Genomic DNA, 657 nt, shown 5'->3' on the forward strand with positions numbered 1-657 from the left:
GGATTTTTTGGGACGTCAGACGTTGCGGGAGCGGTTTTCATGGGAGGGAGAATGACAAGCCAAATTTGGCATGTCAAAGCCATTTATTTGTTTCGCGCTTATGTTGCGCGTGGAACAAGCCAAATTTGGCTCTATCTTATTGAATTTACGCGGCTATTGGCGATGCGAGAAGCAACCGCTAAGCGCGAAGGATTTGTTCTCGCTTGCGTGGTTTGCGATGTCGATCGGTGAGAGGTTGCGTCAGTTCCGCGAATCGCTAGGCAAGAGCCAGCAAGAGATGGCTGACCTTACTGAAATACCGTTGCGCACCTACAGCAGCTATGAGACCAGCCGAACTATGCCAAAAACGGCCTACCTGCTACGGTTGACGGAGCTTGGCTGCCATTCGCATTGGCTGCTCACGGGTGAAGGCTCAATGCGAAATTCCATGCAGTCGCCGTCGCAAACCATGTCGATCGGCATCGACGAGCATTTGTTCAAGGACGTTGCAGCGATCGTTCAACGGGCTCATGCCGCCTTCGGCATCGACCTTCCCGGGCCGGCGCTGCTTGACTTGCAGATCAAGCGTTACAACCGCGTCGCCCGCGTCGCGCCGGAGCTTAGGGACGGCGCCCTCGCCATGCTCGAGCAGGACCTCGTCGACGAGCTGGCGGACGC

At 56.2% G+C, this 657-nt stretch carries 2 protein-coding genes; both read left to right on the plus strand.

Features of this window, described 5'->3' with window-relative positions:
- The coding region (locus KHC27_RS18900) for a hypothetical protein (RefSeq protein WP_213341119.1) at positions 1-231 on the plus strand (231 nt) is incomplete at its 5' end.
- Positions 218-657: helix-turn-helix domain-containing protein (locus KHC27_RS18905; protein WP_213341121.1), on the plus strand; the 440-nt coding region annotated here is incomplete at its 3' end. The genes KHC27_RS18900 and KHC27_RS18905, both read left to right, overlap by 14 nt.

The sequence above is a fragment of the Ancylobacter lacus genome (assembly GCF_018390635.1).
GTDB lineage: Bacteria > Pseudomonadota > Alphaproteobacteria > Rhizobiales > Xanthobacteraceae > Ancylobacter > Ancylobacter lacus.